Raw genomic sequence first — 21965 nt, 5'->3', positions numbered from 1 at the left:
GGGCGCTCGGAGCCAGGTCCCGAGCGCCCCGTCGCGTCCGTGTTAGCTTTCGAACAGCGCGACCATCATCCGGAACGAGGACATGACCGACACTCCCCCCGCCCGCCGGGCAGCCCGGGTGACGCTGCGGGAGGTCGCGGAGCGCGCCGGCGTCTCACGTTCCGCCGTCTCGTTCGTGATGAACGGTCGCACCGACCAACGCCTCTCCGACGACGTCTTCGATCGGGTTCGACGCGCCGCAGACGAGCTCGGCTACCGCCCGAACATCACCGCGCAGACGCTGCGCACCGGGCGCTCGGGCACGGTCGCGCTGGTCTCCGACTTCGTCAGCAGCACCTCGTTCGCGAACTCGATGGTGCGCGGCGCGATGCAGGAGCTCCGGGAGCACGACACCCTGTTGTTCACCGTCGACACCCAGGGCGACGCCGACCTGGAGGACCAGCTGCTCCACAGTCTTCTCGGCCGCAACATCGACGGGGTCATCTACGCCTCGATGTTCACGCGGACCGTCACCTTGCCGCGAGTGCTGGAGGGCGTGCCGACGGTCCTGCTGAACTGCGTGACGGTGGACGGGTCGATCGACGCCGTCGTGCCCGACGAGATCGCCGCGGGCCGCGATGCCGCGCGGATGCTGCTGGATCACGGCCACCGCGACGGGATCTGGTTCCTCGGAGCCCTGCCGGCGGGCTCGCGAGGCGGAGCCGCCTGGCCCGAGTGGGACCCGATCGCGCTGACCGAGCGGCTGGCGGGGATCGACCAGGTGCTGACCGCGGCCGGAACGACCCTCGCCGGTGTCACCGCGATCGACGACGACTGGGATGTCGCGAACGGTCGACGAGCGGTGTCGCGGATGCTCGCGGAGGCCCGGGACGCGCCGACCGCGCTCGTGTGCGCGAACGACGCGCTCGCCGTCGGTGCCTATCAGGCGCTGCATCACGCCGGGCTCAGCGTCCCCGCCGACGTGTCGGTGATCGGGTTCGACGGCAGCCCCTACGCCCGCGCCGTCGAGCCCGAGCTCACGTCGATCGCGCTCCCCCACATCGAGCTGGGGCGGCAGGCGGCGGCGATGCTCGCGGCCCCCGGCGATTCGCCGCGGATCGAACGCGTGCCGATGCCGATCCGGGTCGGCGGGTCGGTCGGGGGACCTCCCTCCCTGTAGCGGCTCAGCGCCGTCGCGTCAGCGGAAGCCGCCCGGTGCGAACAGGTCGGGGCGTTCGGCCTTCAGATGTGCCAGGAGCTGTCCGTAGCCCGTCATGGCCGAGGTCGCTGTGAAGGCCGTCCGCCGGCCGCACTTCGCGAGAACCCCGCTGTACCGATGAGCCACGTGCGGGCGCAGCCGGGTGATGTCCGCCAGCTCGACCCGGATCGGCGGCAGGAAACCCCGCGAGACGAAGACCACCTGGGGGGCGACCTCGAGCCGCATCCGGCTCATCCCGTGCGCCAGCCACACGAGCGCCGCGCCGATGAGCAGAGCGCCCAGCCCGACGATCCGCCTCGCGGGCGAGTCCTCCGGACGGGAGAGCGGACCGACGAGATTGATGACGCCGATGATCGCCATCATGCAACCCCCGACGCGCACCATGACCCGCCGCCAACGCTGCGTCGATACGACGAAGAGCACCGTGGCGCGTTCTTGACGCCACGCCGCAGCGACGTCGGACGATCTCGCCAGTACGGCGCTCGCGCCCGCGATCGCCAGCATGACGACAGCGACGGCGAAGCCGATCACGGAGAACAGAGCATCCATGGGCGACGGGCCTCTCGTCAGGATCGGGCGACGCTCGACGGTATCGCATCAGCCGATCCGCTCGACGCGGACGTCGTCGATGTTCAACCAGGTGCCGCCTGCGGCCTCCGAGGAGAACCCGAACTCGAGGGTTCCGTTGGTGACCGGCACCTCGAGCGACACCCGCGTCCAGTCGTTCGGGCTCACCGGCAGTGCCGCCTGACGCTCGGGTACGCCGGAGTTCTTCGCGTAGAGGTACGCGGAACTCTGGCCACCACTGTTGAGCGTCCACGCGGAGACGCGATAGAGCCCCGACGGGAGCCCGCCGAGCGTCTGATAGATCGACGCGGTATAGGCGGTCGACTTCCAGAACGTGAGCTTGAGCGCACCGACGACCGCCGGGTCCTGAGTGAAGACCGCGTTGGCGTGCGCGCCTCCTGGCGACCACACACCCCAGCCGGTCGGCTCGTTCGTGTAACCGTCCTGCTCGAAGCCGCCGTTGACGGCGAGGTTCGTCGGAGGCGTCTCGCCGAACACGTCGAGGGTCGGCAGAGCCGCGCCGCTCCAGTCGAACAGCGTCTGGTTGTCCCACGGGTTGGAGAGGACACCCGGGTCGTCGTTGTCGATCTTCCCGGCCTCGGTCCCCCAGTTGGCGCCCGGGACGGGAAGCCAGCCGGGCTCCCACCAGATGAGTCCGCGCCCTCGCCCGTCGGGCACCGCGCGCACGATGTCGCGGAGGTCACGGAGGAAGGCGGTCTGACCGACGACGCTCGCGGGGTAGCCGCCGGTCGCCGCCTCTGCCGTGTAGAACGAGTTCCCGAGGCCGTCGCCGTCGCCGAGCGTCCAGCCGTACGCGGTCTCGACGATGAGGACGTCTTTGTCGTACCGCGCGCTGATGTCGTTGAGATTGACGGCGAGCTGCCCCATGGTGCCGTGCCAGAACGGGTAGTAAGACAGCCCGATGATGTCGAACGGAACACCCTGCGCCGTGATCGCATCGAACCACCAGCGATACAGCGCGTTGTCGCCGCCGTGATCCAGGTGCAGGACGATCTCGATGTCCTCCCCCGTCCGGAGCGACGCATCGACGCCCGCGATCCCCGCTTTCAGCAGGCCCGCGAGCTGGGTGAAGTCCGAGACGCCATTGCCGACCCGCCCGTGATCCCAGAGGATGCCGCCGGGGATCTCGTTGCCCATCTGGACCATGTCGGGCAGCACCCCGGCCGCTCGCATCGCGTCGATGACGTCTTCGGTGCATGCGCGAACGGTCGACACCAGTTGCGAGTAGGTCAGACCGCGCCATGCCTTCGGTACGGTCTGCGTGCCGGGGTCGGCCCACCAGTCGCTGAGGTGGAAGTCGAGCAGGATGTCCATCCCCGCGGCCTTCGCTCGCTGCGCCGTCGAGATCGTCGTGGCCAGGTCGTTCGTGCCGCCACCGTACGGTTCGCCGGTGACGGTGTACGGATCGACCCAGAGGCGCAGCCGAGCGAGATTCATGCCGGCATCGCCCATGATGTCGATCGGGTCGCCCACGACTCCGCCGCGGGAGAACGTCCCGCCGAGCGACTCGACCTCGTGGATCATCCCGAGATCTCCGCCCATCACGAAGCCGTCGGGTTCGACGGCCGCGGCCCTCGTCGCGGGCAGCGCCGCCCCGACGAGGACGAGCGCCGCCGCCGTGATGAGCGCCGATGCTCGCCGCCGTGCTCTGTGCGTCATGTGTCTTCCTCTCTCATCGGTCGGAGCGGATCCGCCGTCGCCCCCAGTGCGCTCAACGAGGCGAGAGCGCATCCGCCCTCGTCGAACAGCGTCTGATTGGCCCACCCGTTGCCGGGCTCGGCCACGTCGTTGCCGTAAGCCATGCCCGCCGTCGACGCCCAGGATGTTCCCGGAACGGGCAGCCAGGCGGGCTCCCAGTACACGACTCCCCGGCCACGGCCACCGGGCACGTCGCGGACGACCCGGGCCAGGTCGTGGAGGTACCGCGACTGGCCCTCGACCGACGCCGGGTAGACCGCCGCCGGTGAGCTCGCATCGAACATCGACGTCCCCGCCGGGTTGTCAGGTCGGTACGCGTAGGCGGTCTCGACGACGATGACGTCCTTTTCGTAGCGTTGGACGAGCTGGTGCAGGTTACCGCTCAGGTCGGCGAGCGATCCGTGCCACAACGGGTAGTAGGACAGCCCGATCGCGTCGAAGTCGACGGCTCGCGCCGTGATCTCGTCGAACCATCGACGGTAGAGGTCGGCGGCGCCTCCCGCATCGAGGTGGAGCACGATGCGCGAACGGTCGTCGGCGGCACGAACGGCGCTCGAGCCCGCGTGCAGCAAGCGGGCGAGACGGTCGTACTGCTCTCGCGCCTCGTCGGTGGGCACCGCCTCGAAGGCTCGGTTCACGAGGTCGTACCGCGGTGTCCGGCCGAGCGGCCACAGCATCCCGTTCGTCGTCTCGTTGCCGACCTGGACCCACTCCGGGCTGCCGGCATTCGCGCTCACGGCCGAGATGACCTCGGTGGTGTGGGCAGCCACGGCCTCGCACAGGCCGTCGAGGTCGAGTGCCTGCCACGAGCGGGGAAGCGACTGCTTCTTCGGATCGGCCCAGAAGTCGCTGTAGTGGAGATCGATCATGAGGCCGAGGCCGGCGTCGCGCGCACGCTCGGCCAGGCGCACGGTCGTGGCGAGATCGTTCGTGCCGCCCTGATACGGGCGTCCCTCCGCGTCGGTCGGATCCACCCACACGCGAAGCCGCGCGAGATTGACCCCGTGGTCGGCGAGGATCCGGAAGAGGTCCCTCGCGCCCGCGGCATCCGAGAACCACCCCCCGAGCGCCTCGACCTCTGCGGTCATCGATACGTCGGCACCCCGGATCTGCGGTGGTGTCGTCATCATTCCTTCTCTCCTCCCTGAGCGAGCCCCGCGACCAGGTAGCGCTGGAGCACCATGTAAAGCACCGTGATCGGCACCGCGACGAGGATGGCCCCTGCCGCGAACGTCGTGAAGTCGTTCCGGGTCTGATCCGAGATCAGTTGGAACAGTCCTATCGCGACGGTGTAGTTCTGCGGGCTGCTTATCAACAGGCGCGGCAGGATGAAGTCCATCCAGGGGACCGCGAACTGGGTGACCGCGACGAACGTCAGCATCGGGGTCATCAGCGGCAGCAGGATGCGCGTGAAGATCTGCAGATGCGACGCGCCGTCGAGCACCGCCGCCTCGTCGAGGCTGGTCGAGATCCCGTCGAGATAACCCTTGAGAAGCCAGATGTTGTAGGGCACCGCGGCGGCGACGCTCGCGATGATCAGACCCGCGAGGCTGTCGAGCAGTCCGAAATTCAGGTACAGGATGTAGATCGCGATGGCGGTCATGAACGTCGGGAAGATCTGGATGACGAGCATGACCAGCAGGCCGGTGCGCCGGCCCGAGAATCGGAGTCGCGCGAAGACGTAGGCGGCGATCGCCGACAGCAGCACGCTGAGCACCATGTTCGATACCGCGACGATGAGGGAGTTGCCGTACCAGGTCGCGAACGGCGTCTCGGCGAACAACCGGATGTAGTTGGCGAACGTCGGATCGGCGGGGATCGCCGACGCCTGGGCGAGCGAGCGTCCCGAGCCGAGCGATGATCCGACGATCCACGCCAGCGGGTAAAGCACGATGACCGCGACGACGACGAGCTCGACGTGGATGAGGACGGTGATGAGACGGCTTCGGGTTCTATGCATCGGTGAAGGCCTTCGAGCGACGCAGGCTCCAGACGGAGAAGCTCCCGACGATGACGAAGATCAGGATCGACATCACCGAAGCGATGTCGTACAGACCGTTGTCGAGGGTGAGTTTGTAGAGCCAGGTGATGAGGATGTCGGTGCTGCCGGCGTACCGGTAGTCGGGGTTGGCCGGACCACCCTGCGTGAGGAAGTAGATGACCCCGAAGTTGTTGAAGTTGGCGACGAATGACAGCACGATGAGCGGCGCCGTGGCCCGCAGGACGATCGGCAGGGTGATGTAGCGCACCTGCTGCGCGGCGGAGGCGCCGTCGATGCGGGCGGCTTCGTAGTAGCTCGACGAGATGTTCGTCAGTGCACCGCTGACGAGTGCCATGAAGTATGGAAAGCCGAGCCAGAGGTTGACCAGCAGCGCGATGATCCGGGCGAGCCACGGATTGGCCGGGTCGGTCAGCCACATGACCCGCTCGGACGTCACGCCCCAGTCGACCAGGGCCTGACTGATCGGCCCGAACTGGCCGTTGAACATCGAGCGGAAGACGAGTGCCGAGATCATCGCCGGCACGGCCCACGGCAGGAAGAAGATGCTTCGCCACACGCGGGGGAAGCGGACGCGCCGACTCGAGACGAGGACCGCCTGCAAGAACCCGAACACGTAGGTCGTCGCCGTCGCCAGCGCCGCCCATGCGATCGTCCAGCCGAGCACGCCGAAGAACGTCGCTCCCCAGGCGCCCGCGCCGAGCAGCTGCCGGAAGTTCGCCAGCCCGACCCACTCCACGAGCTGCATCGGCGGCAGATTGTCTTTGCTGTAGTCCGTGAAGGCGATGAGGATGCCGAAGACGACCGGCAGCGCGGTGACGAACAGCAGCAGCACGACGGTCGGCGCGAGCACAAGATACGGGAATGAGCGCTGCCGCGCGTCGCGGACCCAGGCCCGGACAGCCACGCGTTCGCCGGTCTCAAGGAAACGGCGTCGCGTGTTCGCGGCATCGCGCACCGCCCACACCGCGAGGGCGAGGAGCAGCGAGAGGACGAGCACCGCGATGATCCCGTTGATCATCAGGATGATCGAGTGGTCACCCGCGGACAGCCCGGCCACGGTCATGGCCCGCGGCTGCGTGCCCAGCGTCACAAGGCCCCAGAGACCGCGGACGAAGAATCCGCCGTGCGTCCGAGGCGTGTACTCACCGATATCCGCGTAATGCCCCGTCGTGAGCTCGACAGCGACGGCGAGCGCAGCCACGACGGCGAGCGCGATCCCTTTCACCCACTCGCGGTTGAGCACCTGCCCGAGACCGGGCACGAGGGCGGAGGCGAGTCCGATCGACCAGGGCGCCGTCGGGCTCGCTCCGCGATGATGCGGGGTCACTCCCCCAGCCCGGTCAGATCGGCGTACCCCGAGACGGCCTGCCGCTGGGCGGCGGGGGCGTCGAGCACGCCGTCCCACACGCTGGAGACGAGGGTGTTCCCGACGGTCCAGAGCTTGTCGCCGACATCGGAGACGAGGTCCGATCGCTCGGCCTGCGCGAGGATGCCACCGGCGTGCTCGTCGTCGGCGAGGCCGGGAATGGCCTCGGTGTTCTCGCTCGTCAGCGCGGGGATGCCACCCGTCGTCTCATAGAGTGCGGCGGCGGCCTCGTCCGAGGCGAGGAACGCGGCGAAGACCCGCGCGGCACCGGGGTGGGCCGAATAGCCCGACACGACACCCACGCCGAGCCCAGCGAGCGTCGCGGGCTCCTCGCCTCCCTCGACGGCGGGCAATGTTGTCACGCCGAACTCGAACCCCTCGGACTCTCCTGCCGCGGTGAAATCGCCGATCGACCAGGGTCCCGTGATCACGTACGGGGTCTCTCCCTTGGCGAACTCCATCTCGATCGAGTCCCAGGTCGCGTCGGCGGCGTTCACCTGCCAGAGGTCGCGAAGACCGCCGTAGTAGGCCAGCGCGGTGGTCAGTGCGGGGTCGTCGAGGCCGGGAGCCGCGGGGTCGCCCGTGAGATGCCACCCCAGCGAGGTCAGCACCGGATAGGCGTAGTAGAGCTCGCCGCTGAGCCAGCGCACGGTCCAGCGATTCGTCCGGGGGTCGTTGTAGCTCGCCGCGAGTTCGCGGATCTGCTCCCAGGTCTGCGCCGGTTCGCTCGAACCCGTGAGCTGTTCCAGGAGGGTCTTGTTGTAGAACAGCGCGATCGACTCGGTCGACACCGGCACGCCGTACAGGTCGCCGTCGCGGCTGACGACGCCGGCGAAGGTCTCGCCGACGCGCTGCGTGATCTCGCTGTCGTACTCACCCAGCGGCGCGGCGACACCCGAGTCGATCGCCCCCGGGAGATCGGTGAAGTTCGTGAAGTACACATCCGCGCCGGTGCCGGCCTCGCCGTCGAGTTCCATCTTGGCGACGGCATCGACCTTCGACACCGTCGTGAGCTCGATGCGAATGTCGGGATGTACCGCGGTGAAGGCCTCCACCAGCGCTTCGCCGTACTCGGGGTACTCCACCCAGACCTTCAGCGGCGCCTCTCCGCTGGCGACGTCGGGCTCGATCTCATATGCCCGCGCCTCGGCATCCCAGGTCAGGGTCGCTTCCTCGTCGGGCGGCGCGCTGGAGCACCCGGCGGTGGCCGCGAGCGAGAGGACGATGGCCGCTCCCACCGTGGTACGGGCAGTGGCTGCTGTGCTTCGGATGGTCATGCAAACTCCCTCGTTGCCGTGACTGTGACCGGTCCCAGTCAACTGTCGCCGTCCATCTGAGTCCATGACAGTAGTGGCGGGATCGCCCCCGCGTGCGGTCTCTCCCTGGGGAGGAGTCGGTGTCCGACGGAGCTCGCGATCATCCGCCGCCATGTACGTGCTCGCCTGCGAACGCGACCCCTTCTCGGGTACTCCGCGACATGCTCCTGACCGAACCGGAGACGTTCACGGCGTTGAGCTACGCCGCGCTGAGCCACCGGATCGGAGTGGAGCCGTGACGACTGCCCGACCCGACGCCGCTTGTGCCGGTCGCATCGACCGCAGTGCGGCTGGCACAGTGGGGGGATGAGCACGTTGGAAAGCGACATCATCGACGAGCGGGCGCTGAGGTCCGCGATCGCAGGTGCGCCGTTCTCCGGGGTCATCAGCGTCGACTCGGGCGACGCTCCGGTATGGCGGAGCGCGCACGGACTGGCTGACCGCGCGAACGGGACGCCGGCGAGCGAGGCCACACGATTTGCGATCGCATCCGGAAGCAAGGCGTTCACCGCGCTTGCGATCATGCGGCTCGTGGAAGAGGGCGATCTCGCGCTCGACACAGCGGTCCGAGACCTGCTCGGTGACGACCTTCCGCTCATCGACCACGCCGTCACCGTCGAGCATCTCCTCGGCCACACGTCGGGGATCGGCGACTACATCGATGAGGACGACGATCTCGATGTGTCGGACTTCTTCCTCGGAGTGCCCGTGCACACGCTGACGACGGCGGAAGCGTTCCTTCCCCTGCTCGACGGCATCCCGCCCCGGGCCGCTCCCGGCGAGACCTTCTCTTACTGCAACAGCGGGTACGTCCTGCTGGCGATCATCATCGAGCGGGTGACGAGGTGCGGGTTCCACGAGGTCGTGCATGACCTCGTCATCGCCCCGGCCGGCCTCACCGACACCGATTTCCCCCGTACCGACGAGCTCGGCGCGGATCATGCCCGCGGCTACGTCTTCGACGAGGGACTGCGGGTCAACACGCTGCACCTGCCCGTCCGCGCCGGCGGCGACGGCGGCGCTTCGACCACAACCGCCGACGTGCACCGGTTCTGGCGAGCGTTCTTCGACGGACGCATCGTCTCCCCCGCGTCCGTGGCTCTCATAACGGCGCCACGTTCCCGGGTCGAAGACGAGGAGATGAGATACGGCCTGGGTTTCTGGCTGACCGAGACGGGGGCCGGCGTCGTGCTGGAGGGCTGCGACGTGGGAGCGTCGTTCCGTTCCGTGCATCACCCGCCGACCTCGACGACGGCGACCGTGATGAGCAACACGGCCGACGGCGCGTGGCCCGTCGCGCGCGTGCTGGCCGATGCGATGGCCGCGCTCGACGATCGGTAGGCCGCTCAGCCTGCCGGGACGGCTTCGTTCTCGTCGTCTTCGATGACCGGCGGTGCTGCCGCGATGTGCGTGATGGGACGCCACACCAACAAGAGGGTGAGCGCAGCACCCACGAACGCGAACCACCAAGGACCCGTCGGCCCCCAGACCTGCGCGATCACCCCGCCGAGCGCCTGACCGATGACGAGGCCGCCGAAGACACCGACCATGTTCACCGAGGCGATGCGTCCCTGCAGCTCGTGTGGAACCAGGCGCTGGCGGACCGTGGTCGAGATGGTCGCCCAGACGAACGCGTAGGCGCCGAACGCGATCATGATGACGAACGCCACGACGCCGGACGTCGTCAGGGCGAACGCGAGGTGCATGAGGACCTCCGCAGTAAGGCACACCCTCATCAGCGCGGCGAACGAGAAGCGTCGTTCCAGCCTTCCGAACAGCAGCGTCGCCGCCAGTCCCCCGATGGCCGAGGCCGTGGTCAGCGCGCCGTACCCGACGGGACCCATTTGCAGGTAGTCGGTGGCGTACAGCACGAGCACACCCCAGGGCGCGGCCCACGTCACGTTGAAAGTGAGGATGATGATCACGAGCGTCCGCACAGGTGGGTTGCACCACAACCAGCGGATGCCGCTCAGGATGTCGGCGTGCACCGCGGTCCGCTCACGCGCTGCATCCACTGGTTCGACTCTCTTCGTCGCCGTGATTCGCGAGATGAGGACGATCGCGAGCGCGACGCACAGCCCCTGGACGGCGAACGGCCAGAACGACCCGATGGCGAACAGGAAGGCACCGAGGGGCGGGCCGCCGAGCTGGTTCGCCACGAGGAACCCGGCCTGCAGCCGCGCGTTGCCGATCCCGAGGTCGCTCTTGCGCACCATCATCGGCAGCAGGGTGCTGCTGGTCGTGTCGACGAACACCTCGGCGGTGCCGTAGAGGAAGGCCACGATCAGCACCATCCAGATGCTGGCGAGTCCGGTGATGAGGAAGACGCACAGACCGATCAGCACGAGAGCCCGGATGCCGTTGGCCACCATGATCAGGATGCGCCGGTCGACCCGGTCGGCGATCGCGCCGGCGTGGAGTCCGAACAGCAGCCACGGCAGGAACTGCATGACGGCACCGGAGGCCACCAGGATGGGCGAATCGGTCATCGACGCGATCAGGAGCGGCGCGGCTGCGAGGGCGATGCCGTCGCCGATGTTGCTCGTCAGCGACGAAGCGAACAGCCACCGGAAGTCACGGCCGAGGCGCCGCGGCGCGACCCACTCTGCGATACCCACCGCACGAGCCTAGAGCGCACCTCGGACACGTAGGCTTGCCCGATGTCCGGAGACCGCCGCACGACCCCCGATGCCTTCGTCCGTGTGCGCGGAGCGAACGAGAACAACCTCCGGAACGTCGACGTCGACGTTCCGCGCGACGCGATCGTCGCGTTCACCGGGGTGTCGGGCTCAGGCAAGTCGTCGCTCGCGTTCGGGACGATCTTCACTGAGGCGCAACGCAGGTATCTCGAGTCCGTGGCCCCTTACGCCCGGCGCTTGATCCAGCAGGGCCACAATCCGCACGTCGAGTCGATCACGGGGCTTCCGCCGGCCGTCGCCCTGCAGCAGCGTCGCGGTGCGCCCAGCTCGCGCTCGAGCGTCGGCACCGTGACGACGCTGTCGAACTCGCTGCGGATGCTGTTCTCGCGCGCCGGCACGTTCCCCGACGGGTTCACCGACCGGCTCGACTCCGACGCCTTCTCCCCCAACACCGCCGCCGGCGCGTGCCCGGAGTGCCACGGCATCGGCGTCGCGCACACGGTCACCGAGGAGACCCTCGTGCCCGATCCCTCCCTCAGCATCCGCGACGGCGCGATCGCCGCGTGGCCGGGCGCGTGGCAGGCGAAGAACCTCCGCGACATCACCATCGCCCTCGGCTACGACGTCGACCGCCCGTGGCGCGACCTCGACCCCGCCGACCGCGAGTGGATCCTGTTCACCGACGAGCAGCCCATCGTCGAGATCGCGCCGCAGCGCGACCGCGTGGCCAAGCCCTACAAGGGCACGTTCTGGAGCGCGAAGAAGTACGTCTTCCACACCCTCGCCGATTCGAACAGCGCGAAGATGCGTGAGCGGGTGCTGCGGTTCGTCCGCACGGGCATCTGCCCGCTGTGCGGCGGGTCGGGTCTGCGGCGCGAGGCGCTCGCGGTCACCTTCGCCGGCCGCACCATCGCCGAGCTGAACGCCCTGCCGATGAGCGAGCTCGCCGACATCCTGCGTCCCACCACGGAGCTGACGGATGCCGCACCCGCGCTCACGACGTCATCGTCGGGCGAGCGCACGGATGTTGCCGTCGCGATCACCACCGACCTCGTCGCCCGCATCGAGGTGCTCATCGACCTGGGGCTCGGCTACCTCGGGCTCGGTCGCGTGACCACCACCCTCTCCCCCGGCGAGATGCAGCGCCTGCGCCTGGCGACGCAGCTGCGCTCGGGCCTGTTCGGGGTGGTCTACGTGCTCGACGAGCCATCGGCCGGGCTGCATCCCGCCGACGCCGAGCCGCTGCTCGATGTGCTGGAGCAGCTGGCGGCATCGGGGAACTCGGTGTTCGTCGTCGAGCACAACATGGACGTCGTCCGAGGTGCGGACTGGATCGTCGATGTCGGCCCCGGAGCGGGCGAGGGCGGCGGCGAGGTGCTCTATAGCGGAGCCGTCGATGGGCTCGCCGAGGTCACCGCATCAATGACGCGGCCCTTCTTGTTCCCCGGCACCGAGGGTGGCGCCGTGGAGTCGCGCTTCTTGCGCTCCCCCACCGACTGGCTGACGCTCGAGGGCGCGTCGCTGCACAACCTCGCGAACGTCGACGCGGCGTTCCCGCTCGGGACGTTCGTCGCGGTCACAGGGGTGTCGGGGTCGGGCAAGTCGTCGCTCGTCGGCGGAGTGCTCCACGACGTGGTGCGGCGTCATCTGCGCGGGGATGAGACGGCGGACCAGTCGCACGACGAGACGACGGATGCCACAGAGCCGGGCGAGGCGGGCCCGGTCGAGGCGCTGCCGGACGGGCAGGCCGAGGTCCCGGCGGTGCGAGCGGTCACCGGCCTCGATCACATCGACCGTCTGGTGCGCGTCGATCAGAAGCCGATCGGACGTACGCCGCGCTCGAACCTGGCGACGTACACGGGCCTGTTCGATGCGGTGCGCGCGGTCTTCGCCGGCACCGACCTCGCACACGAGCGCGGGTACACCGCCGGCCGCTTCTCGTTCAACGTCGCGGGAGGCCGCTGCGAGACCTGCCTCGGCGAGGGTTACGTCTCGGTCGAGCTGCTGTTCCTGCCCGGCAGCTACGGAAAGTGCCCGACGTGCGACGGCGCTCGGTACAACGCCGAGACGCTCGAGGTCACCTACCGCGGCAAGAACATCGCCGACGTGCTCGCCCTCACCGTCGATGACGCTGCCGGCTTCCTCGAGCCGGTGCCCGCGGCATCCCGGAGCCTGCGCACTCTGCGCGATGTCGGCCTCGGCTACCTGCGACTCGGTCAGCCGGCCACCGAGCTGTCGGGCGGCGAGGCCCAGCGCATCAAGCTCGCGACCGAGCTGCAGCGCGCCCGTCGCGGTCACACCCTCTACCTGCTCGACGAGCCCACCACCGGACTGCATCCCGCCGATGTGCGCCTGCTGCTCGCGCAGCTGCACACACTCGTGGACGCCGGCAACACGGTGGTCGCGGTCGAACACGACATGGATGTCGTCGCCTCAGCCGACTGGGTCATCGACCTCGGCCCGTCCGGCGGCGACGCCGGCGGGCGCATCATGGCTGCGGCCGCGCCCGCCGAGCTCGTCCGGCATCCCTCCAGCCGGACGGCGCCGTATCTCGCTCGGGTCCTCTCGAACGTCATTTCCGCACCAGCCGAATAGCACGCGGAAGCCGAAAACCGGAAACCGCTTGTAATTAAGGCGAACGCCCGTGTTACTATCGCCACGTATGTAGCCAGATGTGGCAATAGGCCGCACGTGGGGGGTCATCGGTTTCACCAAGCGTGGCAGTTTCGTCGAGTTCTGATGGCTCTTCGTAACCCGCTCACACGCGTCTGATCGCCTGCATTGCCGCCGGGATCCCGGCCACGGGAAGGGGGTGGAATCGATGACTTTGGAACAGCTCGAAGCGCTTGACGCGAGTTCGGAGGCGGCGGAAATGGCCGCCAGCCTCGGCAGCCAGTCCTGCTGACAGATAAGCGGGCGGACGCGACCGCGTCCGCCCGCTCCGCTTCCCCTCGACGAGGAGGTCTTCGTGAACGCATTGACCCGCGTGCTCCATGCCCCGAACACCGCGGCATCGATCGGCGTCCCGGCATGGTTCGACGACGTGGCCGTCGATAACTTCCTGGACAGTGAGTTGGTGGCCGTCACGGACGACGACGCGTGCCACGTCGGCTTCTCGCTCGCGCCCGAGCACCCGACCGCCACATGCTTCGTCGCGATCCCCGACGGACATGACGCGCCCGGCTGGGTGGCATCCGCCTTGACGGAAGCCGCGGCCGGGGCCCGGATGCGCGGGGCCGACCGGTTCGAAGCCTGGGTTCCGGCGTGGAACGCGGCAATCGTGCACGCAGCCGCACAGTCGATGACCCGGGAGGGCGTCCTGGAGAAGGCCGTCTTCGCTTACGGCGAGCGCTGGGATCTGATCCTCTACTCCGTCCCCGGCGGTGGACGATGACGCTCGACGCGCTCGACAATCCCGGCGATCTCGATGTCTCGGTGGAGCGCAGCTTCGAGCAGTCGCTGATCCGCAATGCGCCGCGACTGCTTCACCGGCTGACCGAGCAATGCACACTCCACAGCGCCGAGATCGAGTTGGCGCAGTCTCTCCGGCTCGCACGGAATCTCGAACGGCTCGCGAGCGTTCCGGCTCGGCGCCAGAGCCACCCCGCAACGGTGTACACCTTTCTGCCGCGCAACAATCTTCTGTATTCGATCGCCCTGTACTGCCTGATCCCTCTCTCCCTCGGGCTCCCGGTGCAGGCGCGACCGCCCGCGGCGCTCTCGGGTCTGGTCACCGAGCTCTGGCAGCTGACCGGGCTCGACCGCTTCGGAAGCGCCCACCTTCGCGACGAATCGCAGCGGGATTTCACCTCGCGTTCCTCAGCCGAGGACGTGCTGATCTTCACGGGACGAAGCGAGAACGGCCGCCGTGTCGAGGCGCAGACGTCGCATCGGGCCTTCATCGGATTCGGGTCCTCGCTGAATCCGGCCATCGTGATGCCCGGGGCGGATCTTTCGAAAGCCAGCGACGACCTCGTCTTCGCGCGCCTGTACAACTCCGGCGCCGACTGCCTGGCTCCGGACTCGGTCTTCGTACACGAGTCGGTGTACGCGGAGTTCCACGAGCGGCTGACCGCCCGGTTGACGCTGCTCGAGATGACCGATCGCAGATCCGCCGGCACGATCGCGCATGCTCCGAGCCCAGACGAACGAACCGCGACGCAGGGGCGACAGTTCCTCGCCGAGATGGCGGATCGGACGACATGGTCGGGTCCTGACTGCGACTCGCCCGATTTCGTTCCGACAACCGTGACGACGAGCGACCTCGCCGAGGCCTCGCATACCGAGCTCTTCTCCCCCGTCTTCAACGTCGTGACGTTCTCATCGTGGGAGCGTCTCCTCGAGACCTTCGCCGCTGCACCCTACGCGGGCAGTGAGATGTACCTCAGCCTCTACGGCGGCGCCGGGGGGCCGGTGCCGGACGCCTACCGGCTGTGCCCGTCGTCTACGCCGTTTCACCACGAGGCGGCATTGCGGCCCTTCGGCGGCTACGGTGCGGACGCGACCTGGCTCACGGTCGACGGGATGACGACAGGCAGACCCGTCAGTGTGTTCCACACGCTGAGGAGGGAACTGTGCGCGTGACCATGGTCGCCACGGGGGCCGTCTCCGCCGCGCACTTGCCGATGTACCTCTCCTGGCTACGTCGCCGGGAGGCGCACGGTCTCGAACGCATCGTGATGACCCGCTCCGCCTCGCAATTCGTGAGTCCCCTGTCGCTGCGCAGCATCGCCCGGGTTCCGGTGATACAGGACGACTGGGAGTCGTTCTCGACCGCCGACCTGCACCATGTCGAACTGGGCGAGTCGAGCGATGTGATCCTCGTCTACCCGGCGACCGTGAACTATCTGATGCGCGTCAGCCTGCTCGCCTTCGACACCCCGTCGGTGGCCGCTATCGCGACGGGCGAATGCACGACGGTTCTCTGCCCGTCGCTACCACCGCGGATCGTCGCGCATCCGTTGTACACGGCAGCGCGGCAGCGGATCGAGTCCGTGCCTCGGTATCGGATGGTCGAGCCGGTCGTCGGGGAGAGCCTCGCGAGCGCGGCACCCGGATCCGTGCCGCCGCCGCTCTGGGAGTTGTGGCCCGAACTGGAAGGGATGGTGACTCAGCCATGACATACCTCGACGACCTCGCAGACCCCGTGATGACCGCTCCCATCACTCTCTGGCGCCCCGAGGGGCAGGACTTCCCGATCGACCCGCGGTTCTTCGGCCCTCTGGGACAGCGATCGCCGGATCCGACGTCGGATTGGGGCATCTGGCGTGTCATACGCGGGCGCCGCCCGCTGCCCGCTCAGGGCTTCAAGATCCATCTCGCCCCGTGCTTCGACGAGTTCGACGAGGTCCTCGCCATCGCCGAGCGGGTCGCGCAGGAGTTCGAGCTCACACTGAAGCACGTCGCGCGACGCGAGTTCCTGTGGGCGCTGTACTCCAAGAACGCCCCACGGGCGAATGCCGGTAAGGCGATCGTGCTCTACCCGCGACCCGAGGACCTGGCCAGATGCCTCGTGTCGCTCCGGAGGGCGCTCGGTCCGCGTTCCGGGCCTCCTGTCGCCGGCGACCACTCCCTCAGCGACACGATCATCCACTGCAGATTCGGCGCGTTCGAGTTCTCGGATGCGACGGAGTTCAACGAATGGGGACAGGCGCTGATCGAGGGGCCCGACGGGACGCTGCGGCCTGATGCCCGCGCTGTGGTGCCGGTAGCGGCCGATAAGGATCAGCTGTTCGAGCTGACCGGTCTCCGCTTCGACGCTGAGCCTCATGCACTCCCGGACAGGTATCGCGTGCGCGCTGCCGTCGCGGTGCACGCGGGCGGCGGGACCTACCTCGCCGACGACCTCGCAACGGGTGACAGAGTGGTCATCAAACGCGGCATCCGTTTCATCGGCCTCGACGGCCATGGCACCGACGCGGCGCAGCGGATCCGCGACGAGGCGGCGACTCTTCGGTCGATGGCCGACAGCCCCGAGCTGGATGGTCGCGTCCCGCGGCTCGTCGACACCTTCGAGATCGGCACGAGCAGTTTCCTGGTCGAGACCAGGGTCGACGGAGTCACGCTTTTCGAATGGGTGGCCTCGAACAGCCCGGTGTACGCGGGCATCGACCGGGGTACCGACGAGTACCAGGGTCTTGCCGCGACGTATTCCCTGCGCGTAGCGACGATCGGCGATCGATTGCGCGAACTCGTCGTCGATCTGTCGCGAGCAGGCATCACGCACAACGACCTCCAGCCCGCGAACGTGCTCGTCACGGATGCGGGAGTCGCTCTCGTCGACTTCGAAGCGGCGAGCCGCGGGGGGCCGTCGGGTGTCCGCGGCGTGCCGTGGGTGTACGGAACCCGGCGCGAATACTCGACCGGGAGCGATGTCGACGCAGTCGACCGGCTCATGGCCTATGCCTACTGGCCCCCGGTGGTCTCGGCGCACCTCGACCCCGACTGGAGATCGAGGTTCACGGCAGGCGTGCAACGTTACTTCTCCGGCCATGCGCCGATATCGCACGCGACGACCGGCGGTCACGCCGGGTCTCCGGCCACGCCGCCCGCGGCTGCGGACATCTATCGGGCTTACGCGAGAGCATGCCGCCATTACCTGGATACCGGAATCGGTCTACCGCATCCGTTGCGCTCGCCGCGAGGAAATCTCGACAACCGCCCCGTCGCGAGCCTCGGATCGGGCCTCCTCAGCCTGCTCTTCCTCCCCCGCGACGACGACGAGGTGCGCTCGGCGCAAGAACGGCTGATCGACGTCCTCGCAGGGGGCCCGTCTCGGCCGTTGCGTGTCTCCGACCTCGGACTCATCGGCGGAGTCGGCCTGCTCCCCGCAGCTCTCCGACGCCACGGCGAGAGAGACACCGCAGCGCAGTGGTCGGAGGCCTACCTGGACCGCCTCGAGGCCACTGAGGTGGATGCGCTCAGCTCGCGGTTGGACACGGGACTGTCGGGCATCCTGACCGCCATTCTCCTCGGCACCGAGGGGCGACCGTCGGGTCGTGCCGCGGCCGTCGCGGACCGCGTCGGGAAGGAGCTCGAGACCCGAGCCCGACATCTGCTGCGCAACGACCTCGGGCGGTCGCCCGACGCCGAGCAGCGTGGCTTGATGGGCGGTGGCCCGGGGATCGCCCTCGCGCTTTCCCTGTGGGCCCGGTCGCACGGGGGCGATGCCGGTCTCTCGTACGACCTCATCGACAGCGAGCGGCGCCGATATCAGGTCGTCAATCGTGCGCTCTACTTCGTGGACGGAGACAAAAAGTTCCGTCCGTACCTCGACCGGGGCAACGCCGGGCTGCTCGTCGCCGCGTCGGCGGTCCTCCCGGCGAACGAACTGGCGAATCCGCGTTGGCAGCGGATCGCCGCCGGGCTCAGGACCGCCCTTGGCGTCGCGCCGGGCCTCATGACCGGAGCCGCCGGGCTGCTGTTCGCCGCGAGTGTCGTCAACGCGCGTCTCGGACACCTTCCGGGCCGGATCGACTCGGCTGGGCTGTTCGCCGACCTCCGATCGATGCTCGTGCAGACGCCCCATGGCCCGTTGACACCGGGGGGCCTCGGCCGCCGGGTCGCCCTCGACGGGGCGACGGGAGCGGGCGGGGTCGCGGTCGCGGTCGCGACTCACCGCGGCGATCTCTCGCTCGCCGGTCTGATCGACAACCGAACCCACTATGGAGAGCGCGCACATGCCCCTGTCACTACCCACTGAGCGCCGACTCGATGGTCGCCGTGTGACCGCGATCGACCCGTCGCTCCCGGCATCCCAGCTGCTCGACTCGATGAGGGAGCGGTGGGACCGACATGAGGTGATCCTCGTCGACTCCGCGTCAGCGCCCGTCGGCGAGGCCCGGCTCGACGTCGACGGGTCGGATGTGGCGCTGCTTCAGCGCACCAGCGGAACCACGGGCGTGCCGAGGATGTTCGCATTCGCGCGTGCAGGCGTCCGAGAGCACGCCGCCGCTACGGCTCGCGCGATGGACGTGCGGCCGGGATGCCGCGTAGCCATGGCGATTCGCGCGGGTACGGCGTACTACACAAGCGTCGTGCTGATGTCGCTGTTCAACGACACCGCGCTGGTCGTCTTCGACCCGCTCGACATCGACTCGGCGATCCGGGCCATCCTGGAGCGTCGCATCGACACCTTCGACGCCGGTGTGCGCTTCTGGCAGACCATCGCGGTGAAAGCACGGCGCGACCCCGCCGTCCTCGATGCCCTCGCCGACCTCTCCGTGCGCGGGGTCGGCGGCGATCCGCTCCCTCGCTCCGTCGAAGCGCACTACCGAGACAACGGGATACCGCTGGCCAACGGGTACGGACTCACCCAGGCCGGTCCGAATGTCGCGATCGGGTTGCACGCCTCGGCGACGGAGGGCAGCTGCGGCCGACCGCTGGACGGCGTCGAGTGCACCATCCGCGACGGCGAGCTCGTGATCCGGTCACCGTTCGCCGCCCTCGGAGAGGTCGTGAATCACCGGATCGTGGATCCGCCCGAAAGGGACGACGACGGCTGGCTGCGCACGGGCGACGGAGCTCAGATCATCGACGGTGAGATCGTTCCCCTCGGCCGGTTGCGCGATCAGGCGGGAACGGCGTCATGACATCCGCACCGGCACGGGCCGTCATCACGGCGACCAGCGTGAGCTCGCCACGAAGCGAGCGGTTCGATGTCGGCCTTGCCGACGTGGGCGACGATGTCGCATGGGATCCGGATGCCGCCGCGCATGAGCTCCGCGACGCATGCATCAGCAACGCGCTCAACGCGGCTCAGGCCAAGGGCTACGTCATCGGTCGCAGGGTCGTCGTCATCGTCGGCGCGCAGTGCATCGGGGCGGACCCGGCCACCTCGCGCTACTACCCGGAGAGTCCCGAGCGGCATGTGAAGGCACTGCTCCCCGGGTCCGAGGTCACGTCGCTGGTGCTCTCGCATGCGTGCGCTTCGACCGGTGTCGCCGCCGGCGTGGCCGCCGATCTCTGCCGTGCGGGGGCAGCCGACACGGTCGTGGTGTGCTCATCCTCCATCGACGGGTCGCTCGAAGAGGACACGTTCCGAGACGCACGGGCATGGGCGCCCGAGGTGCGCCCCTTCGATCAGGCCGCAGCCGGCACACGCGTCTACGGTTTCGCCGGCGCGTTGATCGTCCAGGCCGCCCCGACTCCCCTCGGTGATGACCCGGTCATCACCGGCTGGCACGCACGCAGCATCGGCGGCAAGACCGTCTCGGACCCCGACGAGGAATACCTCGTGATGAGCGAATCCGCACGAAAGGCGGGCCGAGCGCCCACCCTCGTGATCGCGCACGCGACGGGCACGAAGCAGGGCGATCAGGCCGAACTGCAGGCGATCGCACGGTATGCCGAGACGTACGGCCTGGCGGTCGACGTGCTCGCCAACAAAGGCGCCGTGGGTCACGCGGTGTTCGCCGCGGGTGTCGCGTCGATCGTCACCGCCGTGCGCGTTCTCTCCGGTGTACCTGTCGGGGGCAGTTTCGGACTTCGCGAGCCGCTCGCCGCTCCCGGCAGCATCCGGCTTCTCGCGGAGGCGGAGGGCGAAGCCCGCCTCGATCTGTCCGACCGGCACCGGGCGGCATTGGTCAACGGATTCGGATTCTCGGGCAGCAATGTCGCTTTGATCATCGAAACAGAAGGAGAGAACCATGACTGACTCGGAACTGTACGACTTCGTGCGCATCGAGGCCGGCCGGATCAACGAGGAGAGCTACGCGGATGTCGTCGTCTCCGACGACACCGTCCTCGCCGACGACCTCGACATCGACTCGCTCGCGATGCTCGAGCTGTGCATCCGTGTCGAAGAGGTGTTCGGGGTGGCTGTGGCCGACGAAGTGGCCGCGGAGATCAAGACCGTGGGAGACCTGCGTCGGTTCCTCGACTCCGCCGAGACGGTCAGCGCTTAGCGGCAGCGGAGGAACCGGCGTGGAGCCCGACACCAGCTGGCGAAGCCATCTGCACGGCAAGTGGACGTATCTGCGGCGATCTGCCGAGGCGGGATCGTCGCAGGACTACAGCAGATTCGACATCCACCGACTGTCCGACGGCGATCCGGTCGGACGCATCGATTCGCGGCAGACATTCCCCCGCGTGTTCCAGATCGGCATCGAGCTGGATGATCGGGCGCTCTCGAGCGGCGCGGGGCTGGACGCCGCCATCACGTTGGGTGCATGGCTGTTCGACTTCCGCGAGGCGTACGCGCTTGCGGTGATCACCTCGGTCGAGAACAGGCCGCTCGACAGTTTGTTCCGCCTGGGGGTCGCGCGCCAGACGGCAGTCTCGCCGTCGTATCTCGGTCAGGGGTCGCTGTCGCGCACCGCGCGATGGGGCATGGTCACGAAAGAGGATTTCGAGCCGGCCAACACCCTCCTGTCGCGCATTCGGGAGCGGTATCCCCCGCTCCCCTCCCGCGCGATGGCGAGCGAGCCGGCATGACGGTCCTCATCGTCGGCGGCGGCAGAGGCATCGGCGCGTCCCTCGTGAGTGCACTCGACCGCCGCGGCGTCGAGGGCGTGTTCACCTATCGATCGAGCAGAGCTCGCGCGACACGCCTGGCCGCAAGATGCTCGGGCTGGCAGGCGCGGCAGCTCGACCTCCTCGACGAGCCCGAGCCCAGGCCCGCCGGGATCCTGGCAGCGCTGGGCGGGAAGATCTCGACAGTGCTCCTGTGCGCTGCGGCGGGCCTCGAGAGCGAGCCCGATGCGACCGGAGCTCGGACCGTCAACGCCACGGCGCCCGCGAACCTGGTCCGCGGCATCGCGGACACGAACCGCGTTCCGTTCGGAGTGGTCTACGTGACATCCACGGACGCCCACAACCATCTGCCGGATCGACCCGACGACGAGGAGCCCGATATGTACGAGCTGACGGCACGCACCAAACGAGAGGGAGAGTCGTTGCTGGCTTCCGTCGCGGACGCATCGAGCACATGCCGTTCGTTCACCGCGGTCGTGGCCGACCTCGTCGTGCCTTCGACCGCCCACACCATCTACCGCCGGCGAGATCCCGACCTTGTCGATCGCTTGGTCTCGGCCGGCCGGTGGGTCGATCTCGCCGCTGTCACCGACCGGTTGGTCGACGCGACACTGATGTCCGAACGCGGCGAACGCCTGCCGCGCGTCATCCGGGTGCAGCATGACGCTTGATCTCGACGCACCGC

At 68.5% G+C, this 21965-nt stretch carries 20 protein-coding genes; 13 read left to right on the top strand and 7 right to left on the bottom strand.

The features are described 5' to 3' along the window. Nucleotides 1-82: 82 nt before the first annotated feature. Complete coding sequence (locus C1N74_RS05605; RefSeq protein ID WP_137750151.1) at nt 83-1159, top strand: LacI family DNA-binding transcriptional regulator; 1077 nt, start codon at nt 83-85, stop codon at nt 1157-1159. 18 nt (nt 1160-1177) lie between these two features. Here C1N74_RS05605 and C1N74_RS05600 read toward each other — a convergent pair whose 3' ends face one another. The 6 genes from C1N74_RS05600 to C1N74_RS05575 are packed head-to-tail and all read right to left on the bottom strand — an operon-like array spanning nt 1178 to nt 8129. Further along, on the bottom strand, nt 1178-1747 hold the full coding sequence (locus C1N74_RS05600) for a hypothetical protein (RefSeq protein ID WP_071918316.1): 570 nt from the start codon (nt 1745-1747) through the stop codon (nt 1178-1180). Between the two features lie 48 nt (nt 1748-1795). Then, nucleotides 1796-3445, bottom strand: a complete 1650-nt coding sequence (locus tag C1N74_RS05595) for a glycosyl hydrolase 53 family protein (protein WP_137750150.1) — start codon at nt 3443-3445, stop codon at nt 1796-1798. Next, the gene (locus C1N74_RS05590; RefSeq protein ID WP_258318012.1) at nt 3442-4614 is read right to left on the bottom strand and encodes a glycosyl hydrolase 53 family protein; all 1173 of its coding nucleotides are present in this window, start codon (nt 4612-4614) and stop codon (nt 3442-3444) included. The genes C1N74_RS05595 and C1N74_RS05590 overlap by 4 nt, the downstream gene beginning before the upstream one ends. Continuing rightward, nucleotides 4611-5444 carry a sugar ABC transporter permease gene (locus tag C1N74_RS05585; RefSeq protein WP_064956874.1) on the bottom strand — a complete coding sequence of 278 codons (834 nt, stop codon included), beginning with the start codon at nt 5442-5444 and terminating at the stop codon, nt 4611-4613. Before C1N74_RS05585 ends, C1N74_RS05590 begins: the two co-directional genes overlap by 4 nt. Then, a complete protein-coding gene (locus C1N74_RS05580) occupies nt 5437-6813 on the bottom strand; it encodes a carbohydrate ABC transporter permease (RefSeq protein WP_219994761.1) in 1377 nt (458 codons plus the stop codon). Before C1N74_RS05580 ends, C1N74_RS05585 begins: the two co-directional genes overlap by 8 nt. Further along, entirely contained in the window at nt 6810-8129 is a 1320-nt protein-coding gene (locus C1N74_RS05575; protein WP_064956875.1) for an extracellular solute-binding protein, read from the bottom strand. The genes C1N74_RS05580 and C1N74_RS05575 overlap by 4 nt, the downstream gene beginning before the upstream one ends. 345 nt (nt 8130-8474) lie before the next feature. Here C1N74_RS05575 and C1N74_RS05570 point away from each other — a divergent pair, with 345 nt between their 5' ends. Continuing rightward, nucleotides 8475-9509 (top strand): serine hydrolase, encoded by a 1035-nt coding sequence (locus C1N74_RS05570; RefSeq protein ID WP_137750149.1) that lies wholly within the window; start codon nt 8475-8477, stop codon nt 9507-9509. 5 nt (nt 9510-9514) lie between these two features. Here the strand turns inward: C1N74_RS05570 and C1N74_RS05565 are convergent, their stop codons facing one another. Beyond that, nucleotides 9515-10786 (bottom strand): MFS transporter, encoded by a 1272-nt coding sequence (locus tag C1N74_RS05565; protein WP_088380858.1) that lies wholly within the window; start codon nt 10784-10786, stop codon nt 9515-9517. A gap of 42 nt (nt 10787-10828) precedes the next feature. Here C1N74_RS05565 and C1N74_RS05560 point away from each other — a divergent pair, with 42 nt between their 5' ends. The 11 genes from C1N74_RS05560 to C1N74_RS05515 all read left to right on the top strand — a co-directional run bounded on the left by C1N74_RS05560 (nt 10829) and on the right by C1N74_RS05515 (nt 21951). Then, nucleotides 10829-13402 carry an excinuclease ABC subunit UvrA gene (locus C1N74_RS05560; RefSeq protein WP_137750148.1) on the top strand — a complete coding sequence of 858 codons (2574 nt, stop codon included), beginning with the start codon at nt 10829-10831 and terminating at the stop codon, nt 13400-13402. Between the two features lie 226 nt (nt 13403-13628). Then, nucleotides 13629-13712 carry a microvionin family RiPP gene (locus C1N74_RS16755; RefSeq protein WP_368730587.1) on the top strand — a complete coding sequence of 28 codons (84 nt, stop codon included), beginning with the start codon at nt 13629-13631 and terminating at the stop codon, nt 13710-13712. Between the two features lie 63 nt (nt 13713-13775). Continuing rightward, nucleotides 13776-14201, top strand: coding sequence for a hypothetical protein (locus tag C1N74_RS05555; protein WP_114598619.1), 426 nt, complete (start codon nt 13776-13778; stop codon nt 14199-14201). Further along, a complete protein-coding gene (locus C1N74_RS05550; protein WP_064956878.1) occupies nt 14198-15391 on the top strand; it encodes an aldehyde dehydrogenase family protein in 1194 nt (397 codons plus the stop codon). The genes C1N74_RS05555 and C1N74_RS05550 overlap by 4 nt, the downstream gene beginning before the upstream one ends. Beyond that, complete coding sequence (locus C1N74_RS05545; RefSeq protein WP_023951653.1) at nt 15382-15927, top strand: flavoprotein; 546 nt, start codon at nt 15382-15384, stop codon at nt 15925-15927. The genes C1N74_RS05550 and C1N74_RS05545 overlap by 10 nt, the downstream gene beginning before the upstream one ends. Then, the gene (locus tag C1N74_RS05540) at nt 15924-18509 is read left to right on the top strand and encodes a phosphotransferase (protein ID WP_114598618.1); all 2586 of its coding nucleotides are present in this window, start codon (nt 15924-15926) and stop codon (nt 18507-18509) included. The genes C1N74_RS05545 and C1N74_RS05540 overlap by 4 nt, the downstream gene beginning before the upstream one ends. Before the next feature lie 22 nt (nt 18510-18531). Then, the gene (locus tag C1N74_RS05535; RefSeq protein ID WP_162815219.1) at nt 18532-19398 is read left to right on the top strand and encodes an AMP-binding protein; all 867 of its coding nucleotides are present in this window, start codon (nt 18532-18534) and stop codon (nt 19396-19398) included. Beyond that, complete coding sequence (locus C1N74_RS05530) at nt 19395-20462, top strand: hypothetical protein (RefSeq protein ID WP_114598616.1); 1068 nt, start codon at nt 19395-19397, stop codon at nt 20460-20462. The genes C1N74_RS05535 and C1N74_RS05530 overlap by 4 nt, the downstream gene beginning before the upstream one ends. Next, nucleotides 20455-20712 carry an acyl carrier protein gene (locus C1N74_RS05525; protein WP_137750147.1) on the top strand — a complete coding sequence of 86 codons (258 nt, stop codon included), beginning with the start codon at nt 20455-20457 and terminating at the stop codon, nt 20710-20712. Before C1N74_RS05530 ends, C1N74_RS05525 begins: the two co-directional genes overlap by 8 nt. A gap of 19 nt (nt 20713-20731) precedes the next feature. Further along, nucleotides 20732-21241, top strand: coding sequence for a hypothetical protein (locus C1N74_RS05520; RefSeq protein ID WP_137750146.1), 510 nt, complete (start codon nt 20732-20734; stop codon nt 21239-21241). Further along, on the top strand, nt 21238-21951 hold the full coding sequence (locus C1N74_RS05515; protein WP_071918326.1) for an NAD-dependent epimerase/dehydratase family protein: 714 nt from the start codon (nt 21238-21240) through the stop codon (nt 21949-21951). Before C1N74_RS05520 ends, C1N74_RS05515 begins: the two co-directional genes overlap by 4 nt. Nucleotides 21952-21965 lie beyond the last annotated feature (14 nt).

Source organism: Microbacterium sp. SGAir0570 (assembly GCF_005491085.2).
GTDB lineage: Bacteria > Actinomycetota > Actinomycetes > Actinomycetales > Microbacteriaceae > Microbacterium > Microbacterium arborescens.
This window is presented reverse-complemented; position numbering and strand designations above follow the sequence as displayed.

Excerpts from the sequence above, each read along its gene's own strand:
- C1N74_RS05560 (WP_137750148.1), top strand. The coding sequence starts at position 10,829 with ATGTCCGGAGACCGCCGCACGACCCCCGATGCCTTCGTCCGTGTGCGC.
- C1N74_RS16755 (WP_368730587.1), top strand. The coding sequence starts at position 13,629 with ATGACTTTGGAACAGCTCGAAGCGCTTGACGCGAGTTCGGAGGCGGCG.
- C1N74_RS05570 (WP_137750149.1), top strand. The coding sequence starts at position 8,475 with ATGAGCACGTTGGAAAGCGACATCATCGACGAGCGGGCGCTGAGGTCC.
- C1N74_RS05585 (WP_064956874.1), bottom strand. The coding sequence starts at position 5,444 with ATGCATAGAACCCGAAGCCGTCTCATCACCGTCCTCATCCACGTCGAG.
- C1N74_RS05595 (WP_137750150.1), bottom strand. The coding sequence starts at position 3,445 with ATGACGCACAGAGCACGGCGGCGAGCATCGGCGCTCATCACGGCGGCG.
- C1N74_RS05530 (WP_114598616.1), top strand. The coding sequence starts at position 19,395 with ATGACATCCGCACCGGCACGGGCCGTCATCACGGCGACCAGCGTGAGC.
- C1N74_RS05550 (WP_064956878.1), top strand. The coding sequence starts at position 14,198 with ATGACGCTCGACGCGCTCGACAATCCCGGCGATCTCGATGTCTCGGTG.
- C1N74_RS05515 (WP_071918326.1), top strand. The coding sequence starts at position 21,238 with ATGACGGTCCTCATCGTCGGCGGCGGCAGAGGCATCGGCGCGTCCCTC.
- C1N74_RS05540 (WP_114598618.1), top strand. The coding sequence starts at position 15,924 with ATGACATACCTCGACGACCTCGCAGACCCCGTGATGACCGCTCCCATC.
- C1N74_RS05600 (WP_071918316.1), bottom strand. The coding sequence starts at position 1,747 with ATGGATGCTCTGTTCTCCGTGATCGGCTTCGCCGTCGCTGTCGTCATG.
- C1N74_RS05605 (WP_137750151.1), top strand. The coding sequence starts at position 83 with ATGACCGACACTCCCCCCGCCCGCCGGGCAGCCCGGGTGACGCTGCGG.
- C1N74_RS05575 (WP_064956875.1), bottom strand. The coding sequence starts at position 8,129 with ATGACCATCCGAAGCACAGCAGCCACTGCCCGTACCACGGTGGGAGCG.
- C1N74_RS05590 (WP_258318012.1), bottom strand. The coding sequence starts at position 4,614 with ATGATGACGACACCACCGCAGATCCGGGGTGCCGACGTATCGATGACC.
- C1N74_RS05525 (WP_137750147.1), top strand. The coding sequence starts at position 20,455 with ATGACTGACTCGGAACTGTACGACTTCGTGCGCATCGAGGCCGGCCGG.